At 60.5% G+C, this 17,849-nt stretch carries 16 protein-coding genes; 3 read left to right on the top strand and 13 right to left on the bottom strand.

Annotation, left to right across the window (positions count from 1 at the left end; all coding sequences use genetic code 11):
* Nucleotides 1-21: 21 nt before the first annotated feature.
* From ACYAR8_RS11170 to ACYAR8_RS11220, 11 genes are all read right to left on the bottom strand, one after another.
* Entirely contained in the window at nucleotides 22-801 is a 780-nt protein-coding gene (locus ACYAR8_RS11170; RefSeq protein WP_463579897.1) for an amino acid ABC transporter ATP-binding protein, read from the bottom strand.
* A gap of 2 nt (nucleotides 802-803) precedes the next feature.
* Nucleotides 804-1,580 (bottom strand): amino acid ABC transporter permease, encoded by a 777-nt coding sequence (locus ACYAR8_RS11175; RefSeq protein WP_463579898.1) that lies wholly within the window; start codon nucleotides 1,578-1,580, stop codon nucleotides 804-806.
* 12 nt (nucleotides 1,581-1,592) lie between these two features.
* Nucleotides 1,593-2,402, bottom strand: a complete 810-nt coding sequence (locus ACYAR8_RS11180; protein ID WP_463579899.1) for an ABC transporter substrate-binding protein — start codon at nucleotides 2,400-2,402, stop codon at nucleotides 1,593-1,595.
* Between the two features lie 76 nt (nucleotides 2,403-2,478).
* Complete coding sequence (locus ACYAR8_RS11185; protein WP_108119537.1) at nucleotides 2,479-3,147, bottom strand: GntR family transcriptional regulator; 669 nt, start codon at nucleotides 3,145-3,147, stop codon at nucleotides 2,479-2,481.
* A 343-nt stretch (nucleotides 3,148-3,490) separates the two neighbouring features.
* On the bottom strand, nucleotides 3,491-3,844 hold the full coding sequence (locus ACYAR8_RS11190; protein ID WP_463579919.1) for a T6SS immunity protein Tdi1 domain-containing protein: 354 nt from the start codon (nucleotides 3,842-3,844) through the stop codon (nucleotides 3,491-3,493).
* 338 nt (nucleotides 3,845-4,182) lie between these two features.
* Entirely contained in the window at nucleotides 4,183-4,746 is a 564-nt protein-coding gene (locus tag ACYAR8_RS11195) for a hypothetical protein (RefSeq protein WP_108119536.1), read from the bottom strand.
* 152 nt (nucleotides 4,747-4,898) lie between these two features.
* Nucleotides 4,899-5,345, bottom strand: coding sequence for a GNAT family N-acetyltransferase (locus ACYAR8_RS11200; RefSeq protein WP_463579900.1), 447 nt, complete (start codon nucleotides 5,343-5,345; stop codon nucleotides 4,899-4,901).
* Between the two features lie 144 nt (nucleotides 5,346-5,489).
* Nucleotides 5,490-5,930 carry a hypothetical protein gene (locus ACYAR8_RS11205; RefSeq protein ID WP_108119534.1) on the bottom strand — a complete coding sequence of 147 codons (441 nt, stop codon included), beginning with the start codon at nucleotides 5,928-5,930 and terminating at the stop codon, nucleotides 5,490-5,492.
* 82 nt (nucleotides 5,931-6,012) lie between these two features.
* A complete protein-coding gene (sseB, locus tag ACYAR8_RS11210; RefSeq protein ID WP_463579901.1) occupies nucleotides 6,013-6,813 on the bottom strand; it encodes an enhanced serine sensitivity protein SseB in 801 nt (266 codons plus the stop codon).
* A gap of 186 nt (nucleotides 6,814-6,999) precedes the next feature.
* Nucleotides 7,000-8,472 carry a mechanosensitive ion channel domain-containing protein gene (locus ACYAR8_RS11215; RefSeq protein ID WP_463579902.1) on the bottom strand — a complete coding sequence of 491 codons (1,473 nt, stop codon included), beginning with the start codon at nucleotides 8,470-8,472 and terminating at the stop codon, nucleotides 7,000-7,002.
* Nucleotides 8,473-9,062: 590 nt separating this feature from the next.
* Nucleotides 9,063-9,824, bottom strand: a complete 762-nt coding sequence (locus ACYAR8_RS11220; protein ID WP_074892538.1) for an SDR family oxidoreductase — start codon at nucleotides 9,822-9,824, stop codon at nucleotides 9,063-9,065.
* A 269-nt stretch (nucleotides 9,825-10,093) separates the two neighbouring features.
* Between ACYAR8_RS11220 and ACYAR8_RS11225 the strand changes: the two genes are divergently transcribed.
* The 3 genes from ACYAR8_RS11225 to ACYAR8_RS11235 all read left to right on the top strand — a co-directional run bounded on the left by ACYAR8_RS11225 (nucleotide 10,094) and on the right by ACYAR8_RS11235 (nucleotide 13,214).
* The gene (locus tag ACYAR8_RS11225; protein WP_463579903.1) at nucleotides 10,094-11,098 is read left to right on the top strand and encodes an NADP-dependent oxidoreductase; all 1,005 of its coding nucleotides are present in this window, start codon (nucleotides 10,094-10,096) and stop codon (nucleotides 11,096-11,098) included.
* 123 nt (nucleotides 11,099-11,221) lie between these two features.
* Nucleotides 11,222-12,565, top strand: a complete 1,344-nt coding sequence (gene pssA, locus ACYAR8_RS11230) for a CDP-diacylglycerol--serine O-phosphatidyltransferase (RefSeq protein WP_463579904.1) — start codon at nucleotides 11,222-11,224, stop codon at nucleotides 12,563-12,565.
* 4 nt (nucleotides 12,566-12,569) lie between these two features.
* Complete coding sequence (locus ACYAR8_RS11235) at nucleotides 12,570-13,214, top strand: TetR/AcrR family transcriptional regulator (RefSeq protein ID WP_463579905.1); 645 nt, start codon at nucleotides 12,570-12,572, stop codon at nucleotides 13,212-13,214.
* 465 nt (nucleotides 13,215-13,679) lie between these two features.
* On the opposite strand, the gene ACYAR8_RS11240 is transcribed toward ACYAR8_RS11235, so the two are convergent.
* Nucleotides 13,680-17,261, bottom strand: a complete 3,582-nt coding sequence (locus ACYAR8_RS11240; protein ID WP_463579906.1) for a molybdopterin cofactor-binding domain-containing protein — start codon at nucleotides 17,259-17,261, stop codon at nucleotides 13,680-13,682.
* Nucleotides 17,258-17,776 carry a (2Fe-2S)-binding protein gene (locus tag ACYAR8_RS11245; protein ID WP_108119526.1) on the bottom strand — a complete coding sequence of 173 codons (519 nt, stop codon included), beginning with the start codon at nucleotides 17,774-17,776 and terminating at the stop codon, nucleotides 17,258-17,260. The genes ACYAR8_RS11240 and ACYAR8_RS11245 overlap by 4 nt, the downstream gene beginning before the upstream one ends.
* Nucleotides 17,777-17,849 lie beyond the last annotated feature (73 nt).

A 17,849-nucleotide genomic window follows, 5' to 3' on the forward strand; every position in this document is an offset into this window, starting at 1 on the left:
ACGAAGGCTCTTCAAAAAAGGTCATAGCACGCGGCTGAGAAATGCCCGGGTACGCGGGTGGCTGGGGTGGCTGAAGATCTGTTCCGGTGGCCCTTGCTCGATCAATTCGCCCTGATCGAGCACTACCACGCGGTCGGCGACTTCACGGGCAAAGCCCATCTCATGGGTGACCACCACCATGGTCATGCCCTCCTCGGCCAGTTCCTTCATCACCTGCAGAACCTCGCCGACGGTTTCCGGGTCGAGGGCGCTGGTGGGTTCGTCGAACAGCATCGCCAGCGGCTTCATCGCCAACGCGCGGGCGATCGCCACCCGCTGCTGCTGGCCGCCGGAGAGCATCGACGGGTAGTGGCCGGCCTTGTCCGCCAGGCCGACCCGCGCCAGTAAGCCGCGTGCCTGTTCCAGCGCCGCCGCACGCGGGACGCCGAGTACCTGGATCGGCGCTTCGATGATGTTTTCCAGCGCGGTCATGTGCGGGAACAGATTGAAGCGCTGGAACACCATGCCGATGTCGCGGCGCTGACGGGCGATGTTGCGTTCCGAATCGCGCACCAGACTGCCATCGGCGCGTTCGCGATAGCCCATGGCGCGGCCGTTGACCCGAATGCGTCCGCCCTGGATGTCTTCGAGCAAATTGATGCAACGGATAAAAGTAGTCTTGCCAGAACCGGAGGCGCCGATCAGTACCACCACTTCGCCGCGCCGCACTTGCAGGGAGATGCCCTTGAGGATCTGCAACTCGCCGAACGACTTCTGAACATCCAGTGCTTCAATGATCAGTTCTTCACTTTGGTGCGCCATGGTTAACGTCCCCTCAGCAGTTGCAGTGCGCTGCGACCGAACATACGGCTGGCGGCCGGCGGTGGCGCCGAAGGTCGATCGGACTGGCCGAAGCGGTTCTCGAGCCAGCGTTGGAAAAAGCCCCACAAAGTGGTCAGTGTCAGGAAGTAAATCGCGACGACCAGGTACAACTCGAATACGCGAAACGTCGCCGAGGTGACCATCTGCGTGCTGAGCAACAACTCCTGTACCCCGATCACGCTGACCAGCGTGGTGTTCTTGAGCATGACGTTGAATTCATTGCCCAGCGGCGGCACGATCACCCGAAACGCCTGGGGCAAAACGATGCGCCGCATCAGCTTGCCGAACCCCATGCCCAGAGAACGCCCCGCCTCGTATTGGCCCTTGTCCACCGCCCCTATGCCGGCGCGGATGATCTCGGCCATGTACGCGCCTTCATTCAAGCCCAGGGCAATGATCGCCGCCTGGATATTGCCGGGGATGATCAGCCCGAACAGCTCGATGTCCTCGAAGCGGAAGATCCCGCCCGCTGCCAGTGCGGTATACAAAAACACGATCTGCACCAGCAGCGGCGTGCCGCGCATCAGCCACACGTAAAGGCGCACCGGCAGGTGCAGCAGCGGGTTCCTCGACAGGCGCAACAGCGCCGCCGCCAGGCCCAGCGCACAGCCGAGCAGCATCGCCAGCACGCTGATCAGGCAAGTCAGCCACAGCCCGGTGAGATAAACCCCACTGGGCTGCAGCAGGTATTGCCAGAACACATCCCAATTGAAATTCATCGTGGTGGAACCTCAGTCGAGTGTGTCGCTGCTGACATGCCATTTGTTGAGCAATTGCACATAGCTGCCGTCGCTGCGCATGTCACTGATGATCTGCTGCACGGCGGCGGTCAGTTGCGGGTCGTCCTTGCGCATGCCCAGGCCGGTGAGGATGCGGCTGAATGCAGGCACCCCTTCCTGAAAAAGCTCCGGGGCCATCGCAGCGTAGTAGCCGGCGGTTTCCACGGTGGTGCCATAGGCGTCGACCTGGCTGATGCGCAGCGCCTGGAAGGCATCGGTGTCGGTGTTGTAGACCACCAGCTTCATCGGTGGCTTGCCGGCCTTGGCGAGGCTTTCGTTCTGGGTGTCGAGCAGGGTCTTGATGGTGGAGCCGTTGAGCACCGCCACCTTGTGCGCGGACAGGTCGTCCAGGGTCTTGATGCCTTTGGGGTTGCCCTTGGGCACCACCACCGCCTGGCTGGAGTACATGTAGTTGACGATGTCGATCACCTGGCGGCGCTCGGGCTTGTCGAACAACTGGTCGACGATCATGTCGCACTGCTGGGCAAGCAGCGCGGGCACCAGACCGGAAAACGGAATGACCCGCCATTGCACGGTTTTATTGCCCAGGCGCTTGGCAATTTCCAGGCCCAGGTCGACGGTGAGCCCACGCGGTTTCTGGGATTCGTCGAAGGACACCAGGGGCGGTGAATCCATCCCCGAGCAGTAGATGAGTTTGTCGACGCTCTTCAGGCGCTCAGGCACCTGGACCGCGGCGCAGGCCCATTGTGTGCAGAGACCGAGGGTTACAGCCACCAGCAAGGCGCGGCGTTGTTTATGCATGACCAGACACTCCACTTCGTTGAATAACGGGGGCAGGACTAAAGTCAAAACACGGACGGCTTGGAACCCGTCTCTATTATTTTTTCGATTGCAGAAACTGAATCAGCAGCGGGACAGTGCTTTCGATGTGTTCGCGCACCACGGCTTCGACGCGAGCGGCGTCACCGGCGCGAATCGCGTCCAGGATCACCGCATGTTCCTGGCGCGCGCTCAGGGGTTTTTCGCTGTGCTGCAGCCACAGGCGCATGGGTGCCTCCACCAGCGAATACAACGCGGAAATCTGCTTCATCAAGCGCGGGCGGCCGCTAAGGCTGCACAGGTATTCATGAAAGGCACGGTGGCGACGGACCCACGCGGCGCTCTCGTCACGGTAGTCATCCATCTCGTCCAGCAAGCGCTCCAGAGCCGCCATCTGGCGCTCGCCAATGTGGGCGACCGCAACGCGCACGGCCAGGCCCTCAAGGGCGCCACGCATCTCGAACACTTCATGCAGCTCATCGATATCCACACCGCTGACCACCGCGCCACGGTTGGGCCGCAGCGTCACCAGGCCCAGGGCATCCAGGCGGCGAAATGCTTCGCGCACCGGCATGCGGCTCATGCCGATCTCGCTGGCGATATCCTCGGCGATCAAGCGGTCGCCCTTGCGGTAGCGGCCGCCGCAGATGGCGTCGAGCAAGAAACTGTAAGCCTCCTCCTCAGCAGTAAGGGGCTGGCGGTCTACGTAAGCGGTGGCAAATTGCACTGGCAGCACCTTTGTATTTTTGTATCCAATTATCCACAAACACAGCAAAGCATGATGTGTGCCAATACCTAACCTGGAGTTAAGCAGCTGATTAAGAGGAGTTTTTGTTTATGCGGGGAAAAGATGTGCGATGCAGGCAGGCGATAGTGCTACTGAATGGCACACCGACTCCCTATTTGCGTGCAGGAAGGTAATCTCGAAGCGATCAGGATCACTGGCAGAAGACAGGTGAAAGCCATGAGGCTCGGAGCCCTCTATATGGCAGCCCACTGGCTTGCTCCGTGAGCCGCGGTATACGGGCTTTGCGTGCACCGCCTTTCGGTGTCAGTGAGCCGCCTTTTAGTTAGGCGCCGCCCTCGAGGCCATGCATGTGGGCGACAACGTGCATGAAGACCCAGGCATCACCCTTTTCGTATGTCTCCAGGGCCTCGCTGCCGCCAAGAAACGGGTACGGCTGGGGGATGTAGACCTGATTTTCAGCAAGGGGACCCAGATGCTGGAATAGATCAGTCACGTGATCAGAACTCAGGACATACAGCTCGAACCCGGGCTCCTTCAGTATCTCTGCTTCAAAATCTTCGACTGAGGGGAAACTTCCGTACGACTTTGCCGCGCACTGAAAAGGGTGCAGCACGAGGTACTCTGAGTCGTGTGGATTGCGAAGAAAGAAATGGCCGAGGCTTGAGTAACCCACCACCTCAGTGTGGTTGGGGAAGCTGGCGGCCCACGCGCCCAGATCGCTCGACGCTCTAATCGGAAAGAGTGCGTAGAGAGCAGGTCCGGATGGCTTTCCGAATAGTTTGGAGAAAAGTCCCAAGGTAGAACCTCAAGGTGAGCGCTTGGTAGCAAGAACGCGCTGGTGAATTGGTGTGGTCGAAAACGACAGGCCGCCCTGTTTGATTGGGCGAACTGCCGCAGATCTCACGTCTCGTCGCAAGGACTTTGAAGTCGTCCTGGCTTGAGCCCGACACCGCGATTTGCTTGCAAAGCCACATGCCGGTGCTCGGGTTCCTTAAGGCGATTACCCGCGGGGTCCTAACGCAATTCCACCTCAAAGCGATAGTTGATATCCACCTTGCTGGCATCTGCCGGCAGAGCGGTTTTAGTCAGTACAAACTCGAATGCCGGCTCGAAATATTCATCACGCAAGATTTCACCCGCTAGTACTTCCACTTCATACCAACCATTCTCGAGTTCAACAGTCGGCCTGTTTGATTGCTTATAGCGCTCAAGCAACTCATCGAGATTCGCATCCGTGAACGCCTGCAGAATACGCCACGTGAACAAATGTATGCGACCGTGCTCGACACGCAGCGAATAACCGCCGCGACGATGCTGAACCCGACCTTCGTGCCGGGGCATTTGAGGTTCAACGCCGGCCAACGTGAAAACAACGGTGTAAGGATGGTTTTCCACACCGGCGAGCGGGATGAGGACGCCATCAAGAACGGCCTTGTCGCCGCTTTCACCGGACACAAACTCACCGGCCATATCGTCTGCAAGTTGATGCTCTTGCTTGAAGCGCCTCAACAGTTGAAGGTCACCGAGCAGGAAGTAGTCGATGAGGTCATTAAGGACTTCGGAAAACATATACTGCATGAGGGGGGCATCCTTAGTCTCACAGTGGCAAAGTAAAAATGCAGCCAGTCAGCGTTGTCCCGCTAATTCATCGCCTAGTACGGGTTTGCGTGCACCCTATCGGTCGAGGCATCTGCGCTGCAATCATTAGTCTTGGCCTACAGTCGTTTGGGTCATGTATTGCTCAAGCACATCACGTGCGTGGCATGGTCATGATCTGTTCGCATGAAGCCACACTTCAGATAAAACGCGTTGCTGGCGGCGGTATCGGTGAAAAGGCACACGCTCTGAAAGCGCAGCGCGGCATGTGCAACGAGCGCCTTTACCAGCGTTCTTCCAACGTGATGCCCTCTTGATGAAGCGCTGACATAGACCCGTCGCAGCCTAGCCATATTCTTTTCAGCGTAGGGATCAATTGAGAGGCCTCCGATGCCCACTAGCTGCTGGTGTTGATAAGCGGCCATAAGACACTCGCCAGGGGCATTGAAGCGATTCGCTCCCGACTTCCATTCGTCGATCAGGCGGGTAAGAAACCGGAAGCCTTCTCCAGCCGCCTCTTTCTCTAGCGCCTGAATCTCCGGGGGCAGATGGGTGATCAGTTGAATGTCGACCTGGCCCATGGATCTTCCTTGATTGGGTGGAGAGCTATCTGGCTTAGTAGATGCTCTTGAAGTGCATTGCTATTGGTAGTGCAAGTAGCGACTGTTCGACTCGGGAAGACCAGCGTTCAATTTGAGGGCGGCACGCTTCTTCAGAGTGAGGCGTCAGTACAGGCCTGTCGCGCTATCAGGTTCGCGTACCGGAACCTGGTGCACGCTGACCATGTTGTAGTTGAGCATGAAGCCAACACCACCCTCGGACTCCATCACCTGAGCCACCCACCCAATTGGATTTATAAACAATGAGTTGTCGTGGTTGAGCACTCCTACAGCAGCAGTCGTCTCATCATAATCCCAAACGACATCGCCCCAGTGCCAGCCTTGTCCTTCTACGTACTGGTTACCTAGCAACGCTCCAAGCGCGTACATTTCCTCTTCGGACAGCGTTGTGCCAGTCGCTTTGCAATCGCGCACCCGCTCCGTAATCGCCGCAACCACATCGGCCGGAGCATCATCCCCAGTAAGGCCGAGTAAGGCGAGTCCCTCGCGGCTCAGCACTTTGATCTGATCTACCAATTCAGCGGGCACTTTGCTGATTTCAGCCATTCTTGTTTCTCCATTAAAAAACTGCACATCCCAACCAAGATTTCGCAAGCCTGCTCTGCGAGTAACGAGGGCTTGATCTCTGTCACGCTTTACCAAAACCAAGCACTGACCGAAGCCACCCTGCCGACTTCCTTTCATAGAAAGGTGTTGTTTCCTTGAGGAAGTAATCGCTAAGGCCTTCCCCCCCTTCGGTCACGCGATAGAGGTCAACGGGTTCGCCTTCCGGGGCGGTATCCCCGGCAACGTTACCGGCCTCGCGCATGACCCGTTCAAAATCTCCGTCCGCTTCAATACCAATGATCAGATGAGGCTTTTGATCAACCGATGGGTCATGCATCAACGCCAGAAATGCACGTTTTACGTTGCGATGTTTGGCGAGTAACTGGGTGAGCGAGTGGACCATCCTGGACGGGTATTGCGACGGCTGTCCGAGCAGCACGTTCGTGTCTTTTTCGACCGTGCGCTGCGCCGGCTTCTGGCCGATCCCGTCGGAGAGCAGATGGCGCACTTCCTCCGGCAAAAACTCTTTCCCGTAAGGGGACTTCGGGTTGAGGAAAAGAGGCGCGCCCAATGTGATTTCAAACAGCGATCTGGCCGGAATCTCTACATAGGATTCTTCGCTGTCGATGGAGGCTTGCAGGGTCTGCAACGAAGAAAAAAACGGGATGACAGGTGAGCCGTAAGCCCTGTGCCAATTCGCGATGCTGATGTTGCTGCCCGCTTCGAGCGTGACATGACCCTTGCCGGCCCCGGCAGTGCCAAGGACGTAGACAATTGAGTTCAACAGCGTCTTGAAAAACTCAGGTCGATGGGCCGGCTCATCGGCCGCCAACCTGAGTGATTGTTCGAGGGCGTTTTCTTGCTGGTTGTTCATGATCTCCATCCGTGGCTCCATCAAAACAGACAAAAAATGAGTGCAAAGCGCGCGTAGTTTTCCACGGGATTGTGAAAACAGGAAGAACAGTAAGCGAATGAATCTGAGGCATGCACAAGCCACCCTGACCGGACTTCCAGTGAGAGTTCCTGCCTATCAGTGGTGGGCGGAGAGCCAAATGCGGTTCGTCTTTTGTCAGCGCTTCTTGTCATTGGACCCCTGCCCCCGCGTCACCTCAAATCGCCTCACATTCTTGCGCAACCAACCCAGAAAACCATTGGCATCAGCAACCACCGGCTTGGCCTCCAGCATCGCCGCCCTCGCCTTCGCGCGGTACTTCGCTAACCCGGCCAACGCACCCAGCAACTCCGGATGCTCCGCCAGCCACGGTTCCAGGTCGGCCTTGTCGATCCGGTAAATCATGCAGTCGGTGTACGCGCAGAACCGCGCCACCGTCGGCGTCCCGTCAATGAAACCCGTCTCACCCAGCAACTCGCCCGGCCCCATGCGCCCGACTTCCAGCCAGCCGTCCGGCCGTTGCAGCGACGCCGACACCACACCGGACTCAATAATGAACAGCGCATCAGGCACCACGCCCTCGGCCAGCACGATGTCTTTCGCCGGATACGCACCCAAGCGCATGTGCTGTTCCAGTTGCGCGCGGTCGGCGTCGCTGAGCATGCGCAGCGCATTCACGGTATTGAGCACGGCAGACTGGCGGGTGGCGGGGCGTTGTTGGTCCTGGCGGGTTTCAGTGGAAGCCAGCTGCCGGTGGATCAGGTCGAACAATTGGTTGCGCACCGCTGAACGCCGGTCCCGGGATTTTACGTAGCCGGTGACTTCGTATTCGACGATGCGCAGGCCGGACTTGACCACCACTGCCGATGGCGCGGGTTGGGCCAGTAATTCGCGGCAGCCGAGCAGCGCTTTCTCCAGGGAGTCCAGCACCAGGCTGGGTCGCAGGCGGGTCGACAGTTCGATGGACAGGGTGACCGAGTGGAAATGGTCCGGCCGGCTGAAGTTGACGATGCGGGTCTTGGCGGCCATGGCATTGGGGATCACGGCCATGCTGCCCTCGGCCGTCAGCAGGTGGGTGGAGCGCCAGTCGATTTCGATGACTTTGCCTTCGATGTCGTCGACGCGAATCCAGTCGTCCACCCGAAACGGTTTGGTCGCGTTGAGGACAATGCCGGAGAACACGTCGCCCAGTGTGCTTTGTACGGCAAGGCCGAAGATGATTGCCACCGCGCCGGAGGTGGCCAGGAGGCCTTTGACCGGAAGGTCGAGTACGTAGGCGGCCGCCGCCACAGCCGCAACGAGGAAGATGATCGCGCCCATGACGTCTTGCAGCAAATGGCCCTTGCCGCCGATGCGTGGCTCCATGACCACGACGGCGAGCACGGTCAGGGTTCGCGCGCCGTAAAGCCACCAGGCGATGGTCAAAATGGTGGCCAGGACATGCCGGGGAACGGACCAGTCGGCGGGCACCGCATACAGCGGACTCAGCCCGCCATCGAGCAGCGCCATGCTGAACAGCACGAACAGCACCAGCCGGCACATGAGTTTGCGACGCAGCCAGCGCGGGTGCAGCCACTGCCAGAGCGTGAGGTCGATGACCAGCAGCACGGCAGCGCTGATCAGCGGATAGGCGAACCACAAATGATCCATCGACATTCCCTGAGGGTGGACAGCCCGTGAAGCTTAGCTGAATACCCTGCAGGGAAGTGCCGGTCACATCATCGGGGGAACAGTGAAGCGAATCGGGGCGAAATCTGATGCTGGGCAGATGTCCACTCTGCAGAAGCTGGCTTGCTGGCGAAGGCGCTGGTTCAGGCATGCGGATATCGCGGCTGATATTTTTCGCGGGCAAGCGCGCTCCTACAGTTGATATCGACACCATCCGGAATCTTTGGCGTACAGGTATTCTGCAAGAGGCATCTGACTCCTGCAGGTGCTGTGCACGACGCTGAAATCCCGGCCAACGCCGACCTCCTGTAGGAGTGAGCTTGCTCGCGAAGGCGGTGTGCCTGTGACGAATCAATGTCTGACACGCCGCCTTCGCCTTAAAGCGCGCTCCTACAGTTGATCTCGACACCATCCGGAATCTCCGGTGTGCACGTATTCTGTGGGAGCCGGCTTGCTGGCGAATGCGGGGGATCAGCGACAACGATTTCGACCAATAGACTGGGTTCGCCAGCAAGCCGGCTCCTACGGAGTGAGGGTGTGTCAGTCAACCGTGTGGTGAATGGTCAGACGAATCAGAACGCCGTGACGCCGCCGTCCACCGCCAGTGAATGCCCGGTGGTGAACGCGGCGCCGTCGCTGCACAGGTAGAGCACGGCGGCGGCGATTTCTTCGACTTTGCCGATCCGCCCGACCGGGTGCATGGTCGCGGCGAATTCGGCCTTGCGCGGGTCGGCTTCGTGGGCGCGGCGGAACATGTCGGTGTCGATCACCGCCGGGCACACGGCGTTGACCCGGATGTGTTTCTTGGCGTATTCGATGGCCGCCGATTTGGTCAGGCCGATCACCGCGTGCTTGGACGCGCTGTAGATGCTCATCTTCGGCGCCGCGCCCAACCCGGCGACGGATGCGGTATTGACGATCGCCCCGCCGCCCTGGGCCAGCATCAGCGGCAACTGGTATTTCATGCACAGCCAGACGCCTTTGACATTGACGCCCATGATCGCGTCGAACTCGGCTTCGCTGCCTTCGGCGAGGCGGCCCTTCTCGATTTCAATGCCGGCATTATTGAAGGCGTAATCGACCCGGCCGTACGCGTCCACAGCCTGGGCCATCATCTGCTGCACCTGGGCGTCCTTGGTTACGTCACACGGCAGAAACAGCGCTTCCCCGCCCGCCTGACGAATCAACTCGGCCGTGCCCTCGCCGCCCGCGCTGTCCAGATCCACCACCAGCACTTTCAGGCCATGTTCGGCGAATGCCAACGCGGTCGCCCGGCCAATGCCTGCAGCGGCGCCGGTGACCAACGCGACCTGACCGGAAAACGTCATGCTCATGGGTTCGTCCTTTTTTGTGCTTATTAATGGAAGGCTCGGCACATGCCGGCGATGGGCCGCAGCTTAGCGGTCGCGACACACTCGGCGTCAGCACTATCAAGAGGCCGGTTGCACGGGCATTGGTGGCAATGATGATTAGCAAGGACGGCTATCATCAGCATGGATCGGCCAGCATTCGGTACAGTGGCAGTCCTTGCTGTCCCGACCTTTACGGTCTATCACTGCTGCGATCCATAAAACCTTCAACCACCGTTAGCCGAGAGCCTGCCATGACTGCCTTGAACAACCGCCAATTCCTCCTCGCGCGCCGCCCGGTGGGTGCTGCCAGCCGCGAAGATTTCACCTTCCAGACCGTGCCCGTAGCGGAACTCGCTCCGGGGCAGATCATGGTGAAAAGCGAATACCTGTCGCTGGACCCGGCCATGCGCGGCTGGATGAATGAAGGCAAGTCCTACATCGCACCCGTCGAGTTGGGCGCGGTGATGCGCGCGCTGGGTGCGGGCAAAGTCATCGAGTCACAAAACCCGAAATTCGCGGTCGGCGATTACGTTCAGGGTGTGCTCGGGGTGCAGGATTATTTCGTCGGTGAGCCCAAGGGCTTCAACAAAGTCGATCCCAAACTCGTGCCGCTTCCGGTCTACTTGGCGGCATTGGGTATGACCGGCATGTCGGCCTACTTCGCGTTACTGGAAGTCGGCCAGCCCAAGGCTGGAGACACGGTGGTGATTTCCGGCGCGGCCGGTGCGGTGGGCAGCATCGCCGGGCAGATCGCCAAAATCAAAGGCTGCCGGGTCATCGGCATCGCCGGCGGCAAGGAAAAGTGCCAGACCCTGATCGATGAGTTCGGTTTCGACGGCGCCATCGATTACAAGAACGAAGACATCCACGCCGCCCTGAAACGCGAATGCCCCAAGGGCGTGGACGTGTATTTCGATAACGTGGGCGGCGACATTCTCGATGCGGTCCTGACCCGCCTGGCATTGAAGGCGCGGGTGGTCATCTGCGGCGCCATTAGCCAGTACAACAACAAGGAAGCCGTCAAAGGGCCGGCCAATTACCTGGCGCTGCTGGTCAACCGCGCGCGCATGGAAGGTTTCGTGGTCATGGACCATGCCGAAAACTTCGCCAAGGCCGGGATGGAAATGGCCGGCTGGCTGGCCCAGGGCAAGCTGAAAAGCAAAGAGCACATCGTCGAGGGCCTGGAGACCTTCCCCGAAACCCTGCAGATGCTGTTCAAGGGCGAGAACAGCGGCAAGCTGATTCTGAAGGTGTGAGCTCAAGCCGTGAGCCGTCGCTGATAATCCGCTGAACAACTCACGGATAACGCAGCCAAAACCACCAGAGGGCGCACTCTGGTGTAAGCTCGTGCGCTGTTGATCCGACCCATCGAGAGGCTTATGCGGGCTCCTTTCCGACGTTCTACCCTTGCAGCGCTGCGTGGTTTTGAATCCTCCGGCACGGCGATCACGATTCTGCCGAGTGCAGCCGATTACCGGCAGACACTGCTGGCGAAGATTGCCGCCGCCACCCGGCGGATTTACATCGTCGCCCTGTATTTGCAGCAGGATGAAGCCGGCCAGGAAGTGCTCGATGCGTTGTATGCCGCCAAGGCCGCGCGACCGGAACTGGACGTTGTGGTGCTGGTTGACTGGTTCCGCGCCCAACGCGGCCTGATTGGCGCGGGCAAGCAGGCCGGGAACTCGGCGTGGTATCAGGCGCAAAACCTGGAACACGATCAGGAAGTGCCCGTCTACGGCGTGCCGGTGCAAACCCGCGAGCTGTTCGGCGTGTTGCACCTCAAGGGCTGTGTCATCGACGACTGCGTGATTTACAGCGGCGCCAGCATCAATAACGTCTACCTGCACAAGCTCGGCAAATATCGCCTCGACCGCTATCACCTGATTGAAAGCAAGGGCCTGGCGGACTCGTTCCAGCGTCTGGTGCAGCAGGACATCCTGCCGTCCGAGGCGGTGCATCGCCTCGACCTGCCCTCACCGCCCAGCTCACGCAGTCTGCGTGGGGAGATTCGTCAGTTCCGCCAGCACCTCAAGCGCGCCAGCTATGACGTCAACGACGGCGTGCGAGACAACGGTGGGTTTCGCGTCATTCCGCTGCTGGGCATCGGCAACAAGAACCCGCTGAGCAAAACCCTCTGCGACCTGATCGCCGCGACAAACGAGCAACTGACGCTGTGCACGCCGTACTTCAACATGCCGCTGGTGGTGAAGCGCGAGATCAATCGCGCGCTGAAGCGGGGCGTGAAGGTCGACATCATCATCGGCGACAAGACCGCCAACGACTTTTTCATTTCGCCGGAGGAGCCGTTCAAGGTGATCTCGGCGCTGCCGTATCTGTACGAGATCAGCCTGCGGCGCTTCATGCAGAAGCATCAGACGGCCATCGCCAAGCATCAGCTGAACATCCATCTGTGGAAAGACGGCGACAACACTTATCACCTCAAGGGCCTGTGGTCGGATGACCGCTACACCCTGCTGACCGGCAACAACCTGAACCCGCGGGCCTTTCAGCTGGACCTGGAAAACGCCGTGCTGATCGATGACCCCAAGGGCGAATGGCTGAAGCCCCGCGCGGAAGAAATCGCGCTGCTGATGCGTGATACCCATCGGGTCGGCAAGTTCGACGAGCTCGACACCCTGAGCGAGTATCCCGTCGGCGTGCGCACCTTCCTGCGCCGCGTCAGCCGGGTCCGCGTCGAGCGCCTGCTCTACCGGATTCTGTAAGCCCATGGGCAAAAGCACCGGCGTGCGCGCGCAACAGGCTGATCAGACCCGCGCACGCATTCTTCAGGCGGCGATCACCGTGTTCACCCGCGACGGCTATTCCGGCGGGCGTATCGAGAAGATCTCCGCCGAAGCCGAATCCAACGACCGGATGATTTATTACTACTTCGGTAGCAAGGAGAAGCTGTTCGTCAAAGTGCTTGAGCACACTTACGAGCAGTTCAACCGCGCCGAAAGCCTGTTGTCACTGGACCCGTCGACGCCGGTACAGACGCTGCGCCAGTTGGTGGCGTTCGTCTGGGACTATTACGTCAGCCACCCGGAATTCGTCGCCATTCTCAGCATTGAAAACCTGCACAAGGGCAAGCACGCGCGCCAGTCCGGCGAGCTGCGACGCCTGTCGGGCGAAGCCGTCGGCGTGCTCAGACCGATCATCGAAGCCGGACAGGCGCAGGGGTTGTTTCGGCAGGACCTCGACATCAAGCACGTGTATTTGATGATCGCCTCGCTGTGCTACTTCTATAACTCCAACCTGCACACCCTCAGCTCATTCCTGGGTCAGGACATGGCCGCCGAGGGGGAGCGCACGGATTGGCTGGCGTTTATTCAGGACCTGGTGATGCGTGGCGTGATGGTATTGCCGCAGTAGCCTGATCGATAAAGCACCAGTAGGCGCGCTTGCCCGCGAATGCGGCGTTCGGCGTACGCATAACCTGTGGGAGCCGGCTTGCTGGCGAATGCGGTGGGTCAGGCGCGTAGATGTCATGGGCTGATATTTTTCGCGGGCAAGCGCGCTCCTACAGTTGATCTCGGCAAGGTTCGAGGTTTTGGGCGTACACGTACTCTGTAGGAGCGCGCTTGCCCGCGAATGCGGTGGGGCAGCGATGATGATGTTGACCGGTACAACGGGTTCGCCAGCAAGCCGGCTCCTTGTAAATCCCGGCAATACCTGAGGCCTGCGGCGTGTGCGCGATCTTTCTCGACAATATCCCGAATATTCGGCGTACACGTATTCTGTGGGAGCCGGCTTGCTGGCGAATGCGGTGGGTCAGGCGCATGGATGTCGCAGCTGATATGTTTCGCGGGCAAGCGCGCTCCTACAGTTTTTATGGCGTTAATGGGTTCCGGGATTGGATCTCAGATGCGCCACTTTCTCCGGCAACCCCGCCCACTGCGGCTCATTGGGGGCGAAGCGGTTGCGCAGGTACGCGGCGAGGTCGCTGATCTGGGTGTCGGACAGGCTGTCCTTGAAGCCTGGCATGTAACCCAGATCTGCCGTCGCCGGTTTGTTTATCCCCTGCTGAATCACTTTGATCAGGTTATCCGGCAGCGCGCTGTGGACGTTGGTGTTGGTCGCCAGCGACGGGCTCACGCCAAACAGCTTCGGCCCCAGACCGTCGGCATGACAACCCTGGCACGAGCCTTCGAACACCCGCTGGCCATTGCTCAACGACTGGGGCGAAACGCCGGGCTGAGCGACTGAAACCGTGGCCGGCGCCGGACCGGCATCAGTGCTGCCAGACGCAGGCTCGTTCAACGCCGCCAGATACACTGCAATCGCCCGCACATCGCTCTTCGGCAGTTTCGCCAGTTCCGACACCACCGGCCCCATCGGTCCTGCGGCGACGCCATGGGCATCGGAATAACCCGTGCTCAGGTAATTGAACAACTGATCCTCGGTCCACGGCGTCGGCGCTTTCGACAGGCTGTTGAGCGCCGGCGCTTCCCAGCCGTCCACCGTGCCGCCCGCGAGAAACGACGTACCGCCCTTCTCCGCCCCCAGCAGATCCCGGGGTGAATGGCAGGCCGCGCAATGCCCCAATCCATTGACCAGATACTGGCCGCGATTCCATTGCGCGCTTTGCTGTGGCTGGGTCTGCACCTCGCCTTTGCGCAGGTACAGCGCGTTCCAGCCGGCCATCAGCGGCCGCACATTGAACGGAAAGCGCATGTCATTGGCCGGCTGCACTTGCTTCACCGGCGTCTGCGACATCAGGTAGGCGTACAAGGCCTGCATGTCGGCATCTTCGATATTTCTGAAGGCCGTGTAGGGAAACGCCGGATACAGGTGTTTGCCATCGCGACTGATGCCGTCACGCATCGCCCGCTCGAACGCCGGATACGACCAGTTGCCGATGCCGGTCTCGGCGTCCGGGGTGATGTTGCTGCTATATAACGTGCCAAACGGCGTCTGCATCGCCAGCCCGCCGGCATTGCTGGCGCCATTCGGGGCGGTGTGGCAAACCGCGCAGTCGCCCACAGCCGCCAGTAAACGCCCGCGCTCCAGGGTCGCCGATGACCAGGTGCCCGCTGAAGGCGGTGTGATCGGCGCGATTTCCCCACGCCAGGGCAACGCCGTTGCGGCCATGCCCAATACCGCCCCCAAGGCTGCGAACAGCGAACCGAACAGCCATTTCGAACGTTTGGCTTTCGGCGATTGCGGCGGGTTGCTGTTGGCCTCCGCGCCCGCGCTGTTCAGGGCGGCAAGAATGCGCTCTGCGGTGATCGGCAGTTCGCGAAAGCGAATCCCGGTCGCGTCATACACGGCGTTGGCAATGGCTGCCGCGCTCGGCACCGACGCCGACTCCCCGGCGCCCATGGGCGGCTCGGCCTGACGCGGCATCATCAGGACGTCGACCTTCGGCACTTCCGGGAACGTCAGAATCGGGTAGCCGCCCCACTCCTTGCTCGCCACCGTGGACTCCTCGAACGTCACCCGCTCCTTGAGCACGCGGCTGGTGGACTGGATGACGTTGCCGTGGATCTGATGCTGCACGCCAGCGGGATTGACCATCATACCGGCGTCGTGGCCGATCACCACGCGCGTCACCGACACATCGCCGGTGTGCTTGTCGATCGCCACGTCCGCGACCCACGCCGCCCACGCCGCACCGAAGCCGGGAAACTTGCTGTGGATGTAGCGCGCGTAGGCAAAACCTCGCCCGCGCAAGACGCCGTCTTCTTCGGGCATCTGCATCGGTTGGGTGCGCGGGGTCCAGTCAGCACGGGCAGCAGTCGCACGAACCAGTTCGGCGGCGCGCTCGTCGTGCAGATAACGAAGCCGGTACTCAATAGGGTCGACGCCGGCCGCGAAAGCCAACTCGTCGATGTAGGACTCGTGTGCAAAGGTATTGGGAAGCGCCGACACGCCGCGCATCCAAGACGCCCGCACAATCGGCGCCATGTCGTGAATGGTGACGCGCATGTGTTCGATGTCGTAGGGCGGAATCGAGGTGCGATCGCCCATTTCAAACATCGTCGCCACCGGTTCCACGCGCCCGGTCAGCAGCAGGGCCAGAGTCGGCGAGTTGTTCGACGGGTAGCGGGTGCTGAAGTCGTAACCGGCGATGCCACCATCGGCGTTGATCCCGCCGTCGACTTCCATTAGCTGGGCGGTGCCTTTCGGCTCCCAGGCATGTTCCTGCTCGCGGGTCAGTTGCACGCGCACCGGCCGACCCACGGCGCGGGACAGCAACACCGCATCGGCGCAGACATCATCAGCGCAATTGCGCCCGTAACAGCCGGCCGCTTCCATGCGGATGATGTCGATGCGCTCTTCAGGGTATTCCAGCAGCCAGGCCAGATCGGCGCGCAGCATGTGAGGATTTTGCGTGCCGGACCAGACCCGAATGCCTTCTTCGCTGTAGTCCGCCAGCCCGCACGAGGGTCCGATGGAGCCGTGAATCTGATAAGACCACAGATAGGTTCGCGTCATCCGCTCGCTGGCCTGAGCCAACGCTTCTTCGACATTGCCTTGATTGAGCACCACCCGCTGAATGCTCGGGTTGTCGCGAATCGCCTGCTCAATGTTGCTCATGTCCGGCAACTGGTGCTGCCACGGCTTCCAAGCGACCTTGAGCTCGCGCGCAGCTTTGGCCGCCTGCTCTTCGCGCATTGCGACGATGCCCACAAAATCCCGAATCACCACCACACGGACGATGCCGGGAATGTGGGCGATAGAAGATTCGTCCACTTCCAGCAGACTGGTGCCGACGAAGTCGCCGGTGTCGTAACCGGCGTAGGGCGGGCGCACGACGCGACCGTGGAGCATGTCCGGCAAACGCATGTCGTGCACGTAGGTCAACTCGCCGGTGGCCTTGCCCGGAATGTCCACGCGGGCGGCGCCCTGCCCCACCAGTTTGTAGTCCTTCAGCCGCTTGAGTGGCGCGCTGCCGGAGATGCGCAACTCGACACGCTGATCGACCAGCAGTTGGCCAAAGGTCAGTTCGCGACCGTCCTGTGCCTTGATCACGCCGCTGTCGATGACTAACGAATCCACATCGACCGACCACTGCAGCGCGGCTTGTTGCAGCAGGTAGCGCCGGGCCTCGGCGGCGGCATTGCGCAACGGAATGGCGGAAATCTGCAGGGTGGCGCTGGCGATGGTCGCGCCCTGATTCGGCGCACGCTCGGTGTCGCCCAGAATCATCGTCACCTGATCCATCTGCAGGTCCAGTTCTTCGGCGACGATCTGTGTCAGCGAGGTGCGGATGCCGGTGCCGAGGTCGACATGGCCGTTGAAAGCGTAGACGCGGCTGTCCTGATCAATGGCAATGAACAGCCCCAATTCCATGGGCCTGACGGTAGGAGTGCCGCCCTTGGCGACCGGTCCGGACGGCGGCAGGATGTCGTCGACGATCAACAGCACGCCATTTTGGGCGAGCAGTTCATCGCGCGTGGGCAAAGTCTGGGTCATTGGACGGGATCCGGGCTGGGCTGATGACGCGCGGCACGCATGACCGCACTCAGGATTTCCAGGTGCGTGCCGCAGCGGCACAGGTTTGCCGAGAGCTCGTTGCGGATCTGCGTCTCGGTGGGGTGCGGGTTACGGTCGAGCAAGGCTTTGGCGGTCATGATCATGCCGTTCATGCAGTAGCCGCATTGCGCGGCCTGTTCGTCGATGAAGGCTTGTTGCACCGGATGGGGGCGGTCTCGCGAACCGAGGCCTTCCAGCGTAGTGATCTCGCGCCCTTGGGCGCCCGCCAGCGGAAACACGCAGGACCGTGCGGCGACACCATCGATGATCACCGTGCAGGCGCCGCACTCCCCAAGGCCGCAGCCGTATTTGGGGCCATTGAGGTGCAGGTCGTTGCGCAGGATCAGTAACAGCGGCGTGTCAGGCATCGCCGTGACACGTGTGGCCTGACCGTTGACGTTCAGGGTCACGGTCTTCTCCGCCACCCGCTGCAGCTCGCTTGTATCAGCCTTCATGTGTTACCCGCTGTAGCTTACATTTGATGAAGTGATTACTTCATGAAACGAGAGCAGGAAGCATGCCAGCGGA

The organism is Pseudomonas sp. HP_01 (genome assembly GCF_055284355.1).

Coding starts and splice junctions, on each gene's coding strand:
- ACYAR8_RS11215 (WP_463579902.1), bottom strand. CDS start 8,472: ATGGATCATTTGTGGTTCGCCTATCCGCTGATCAGCGCTGCCGTGCTG.
- ACYAR8_RS11175 (WP_463579898.1), bottom strand. CDS start 1,580: ATGAATTTCAATTGGGATGTGTTCTGGCAATACCTGCTGCAGCCCAGT.
- sseB (WP_463579901.1), bottom strand. CDS start 6,813: ATGGAGATCATGAACAACCAGCAAGAAAACGCCCTCGAACAATCACTC.
- ACYAR8_RS11195 (WP_108119536.1), bottom strand. CDS start 4,746: ATGCAGTATATGTTTTCCGAAGTCCTTAATGACCTCATCGACTACTTC.
- ACYAR8_RS11180 (WP_463579899.1), bottom strand. CDS start 2,402: ATGCATAAACAACGCCGCGCCTTGCTGGTGGCTGTAACCCTCGGTCTC.
- ACYAR8_RS11240 (WP_463579906.1), bottom strand. CDS start 17,261: ATGACCCAGACTTTGCCCACGCGCGATGAACTGCTCGCCCAAAATGGC.
- pssA (WP_463579904.1), top strand. CDS start 11,222: ATGCGGGCTCCTTTCCGACGTTCTACCCTTGCAGCGCTGCGTGGTTTT.
- ACYAR8_RS11245 (WP_108119526.1), bottom strand. CDS start 17,776: ATGAAGGCTGATACAAGCGAGCTGCAGCGGGTGGCGGAGAAGACCGTG.
- ACYAR8_RS11205 (WP_108119534.1), bottom strand. CDS start 5,930: ATGGCTGAAATCAGCAAAGTGCCCGCTGAATTGGTAGATCAGATCAAA.
- ACYAR8_RS11220 (WP_074892538.1), bottom strand. CDS start 9,824: ATGAGCATGACGTTTTCCGGTCAGGTCGCGTTGGTCACCGGCGCCGCT.
- ACYAR8_RS11200 (WP_463579900.1), bottom strand. CDS start 5,345: ATGGGCCAGGTCGACATTCAACTGATCACCCATCTGCCCCCGGAGATT.
- ACYAR8_RS11170 (WP_463579897.1), bottom strand. CDS start 801: ATGGCGCACCAAAGTGAAGAACTGATCATTGAAGCACTGGATGTTCAG.
- ACYAR8_RS11235 (WP_463579905.1), top strand. CDS start 12,570: ATGGGCAAAAGCACCGGCGTGCGCGCGCAACAGGCTGATCAGACCCGC.
- ACYAR8_RS11225 (WP_463579903.1), top strand. CDS start 10,094: ATGACTGCCTTGAACAACCGCCAATTCCTCCTCGCGCGCCGCCCGGTG.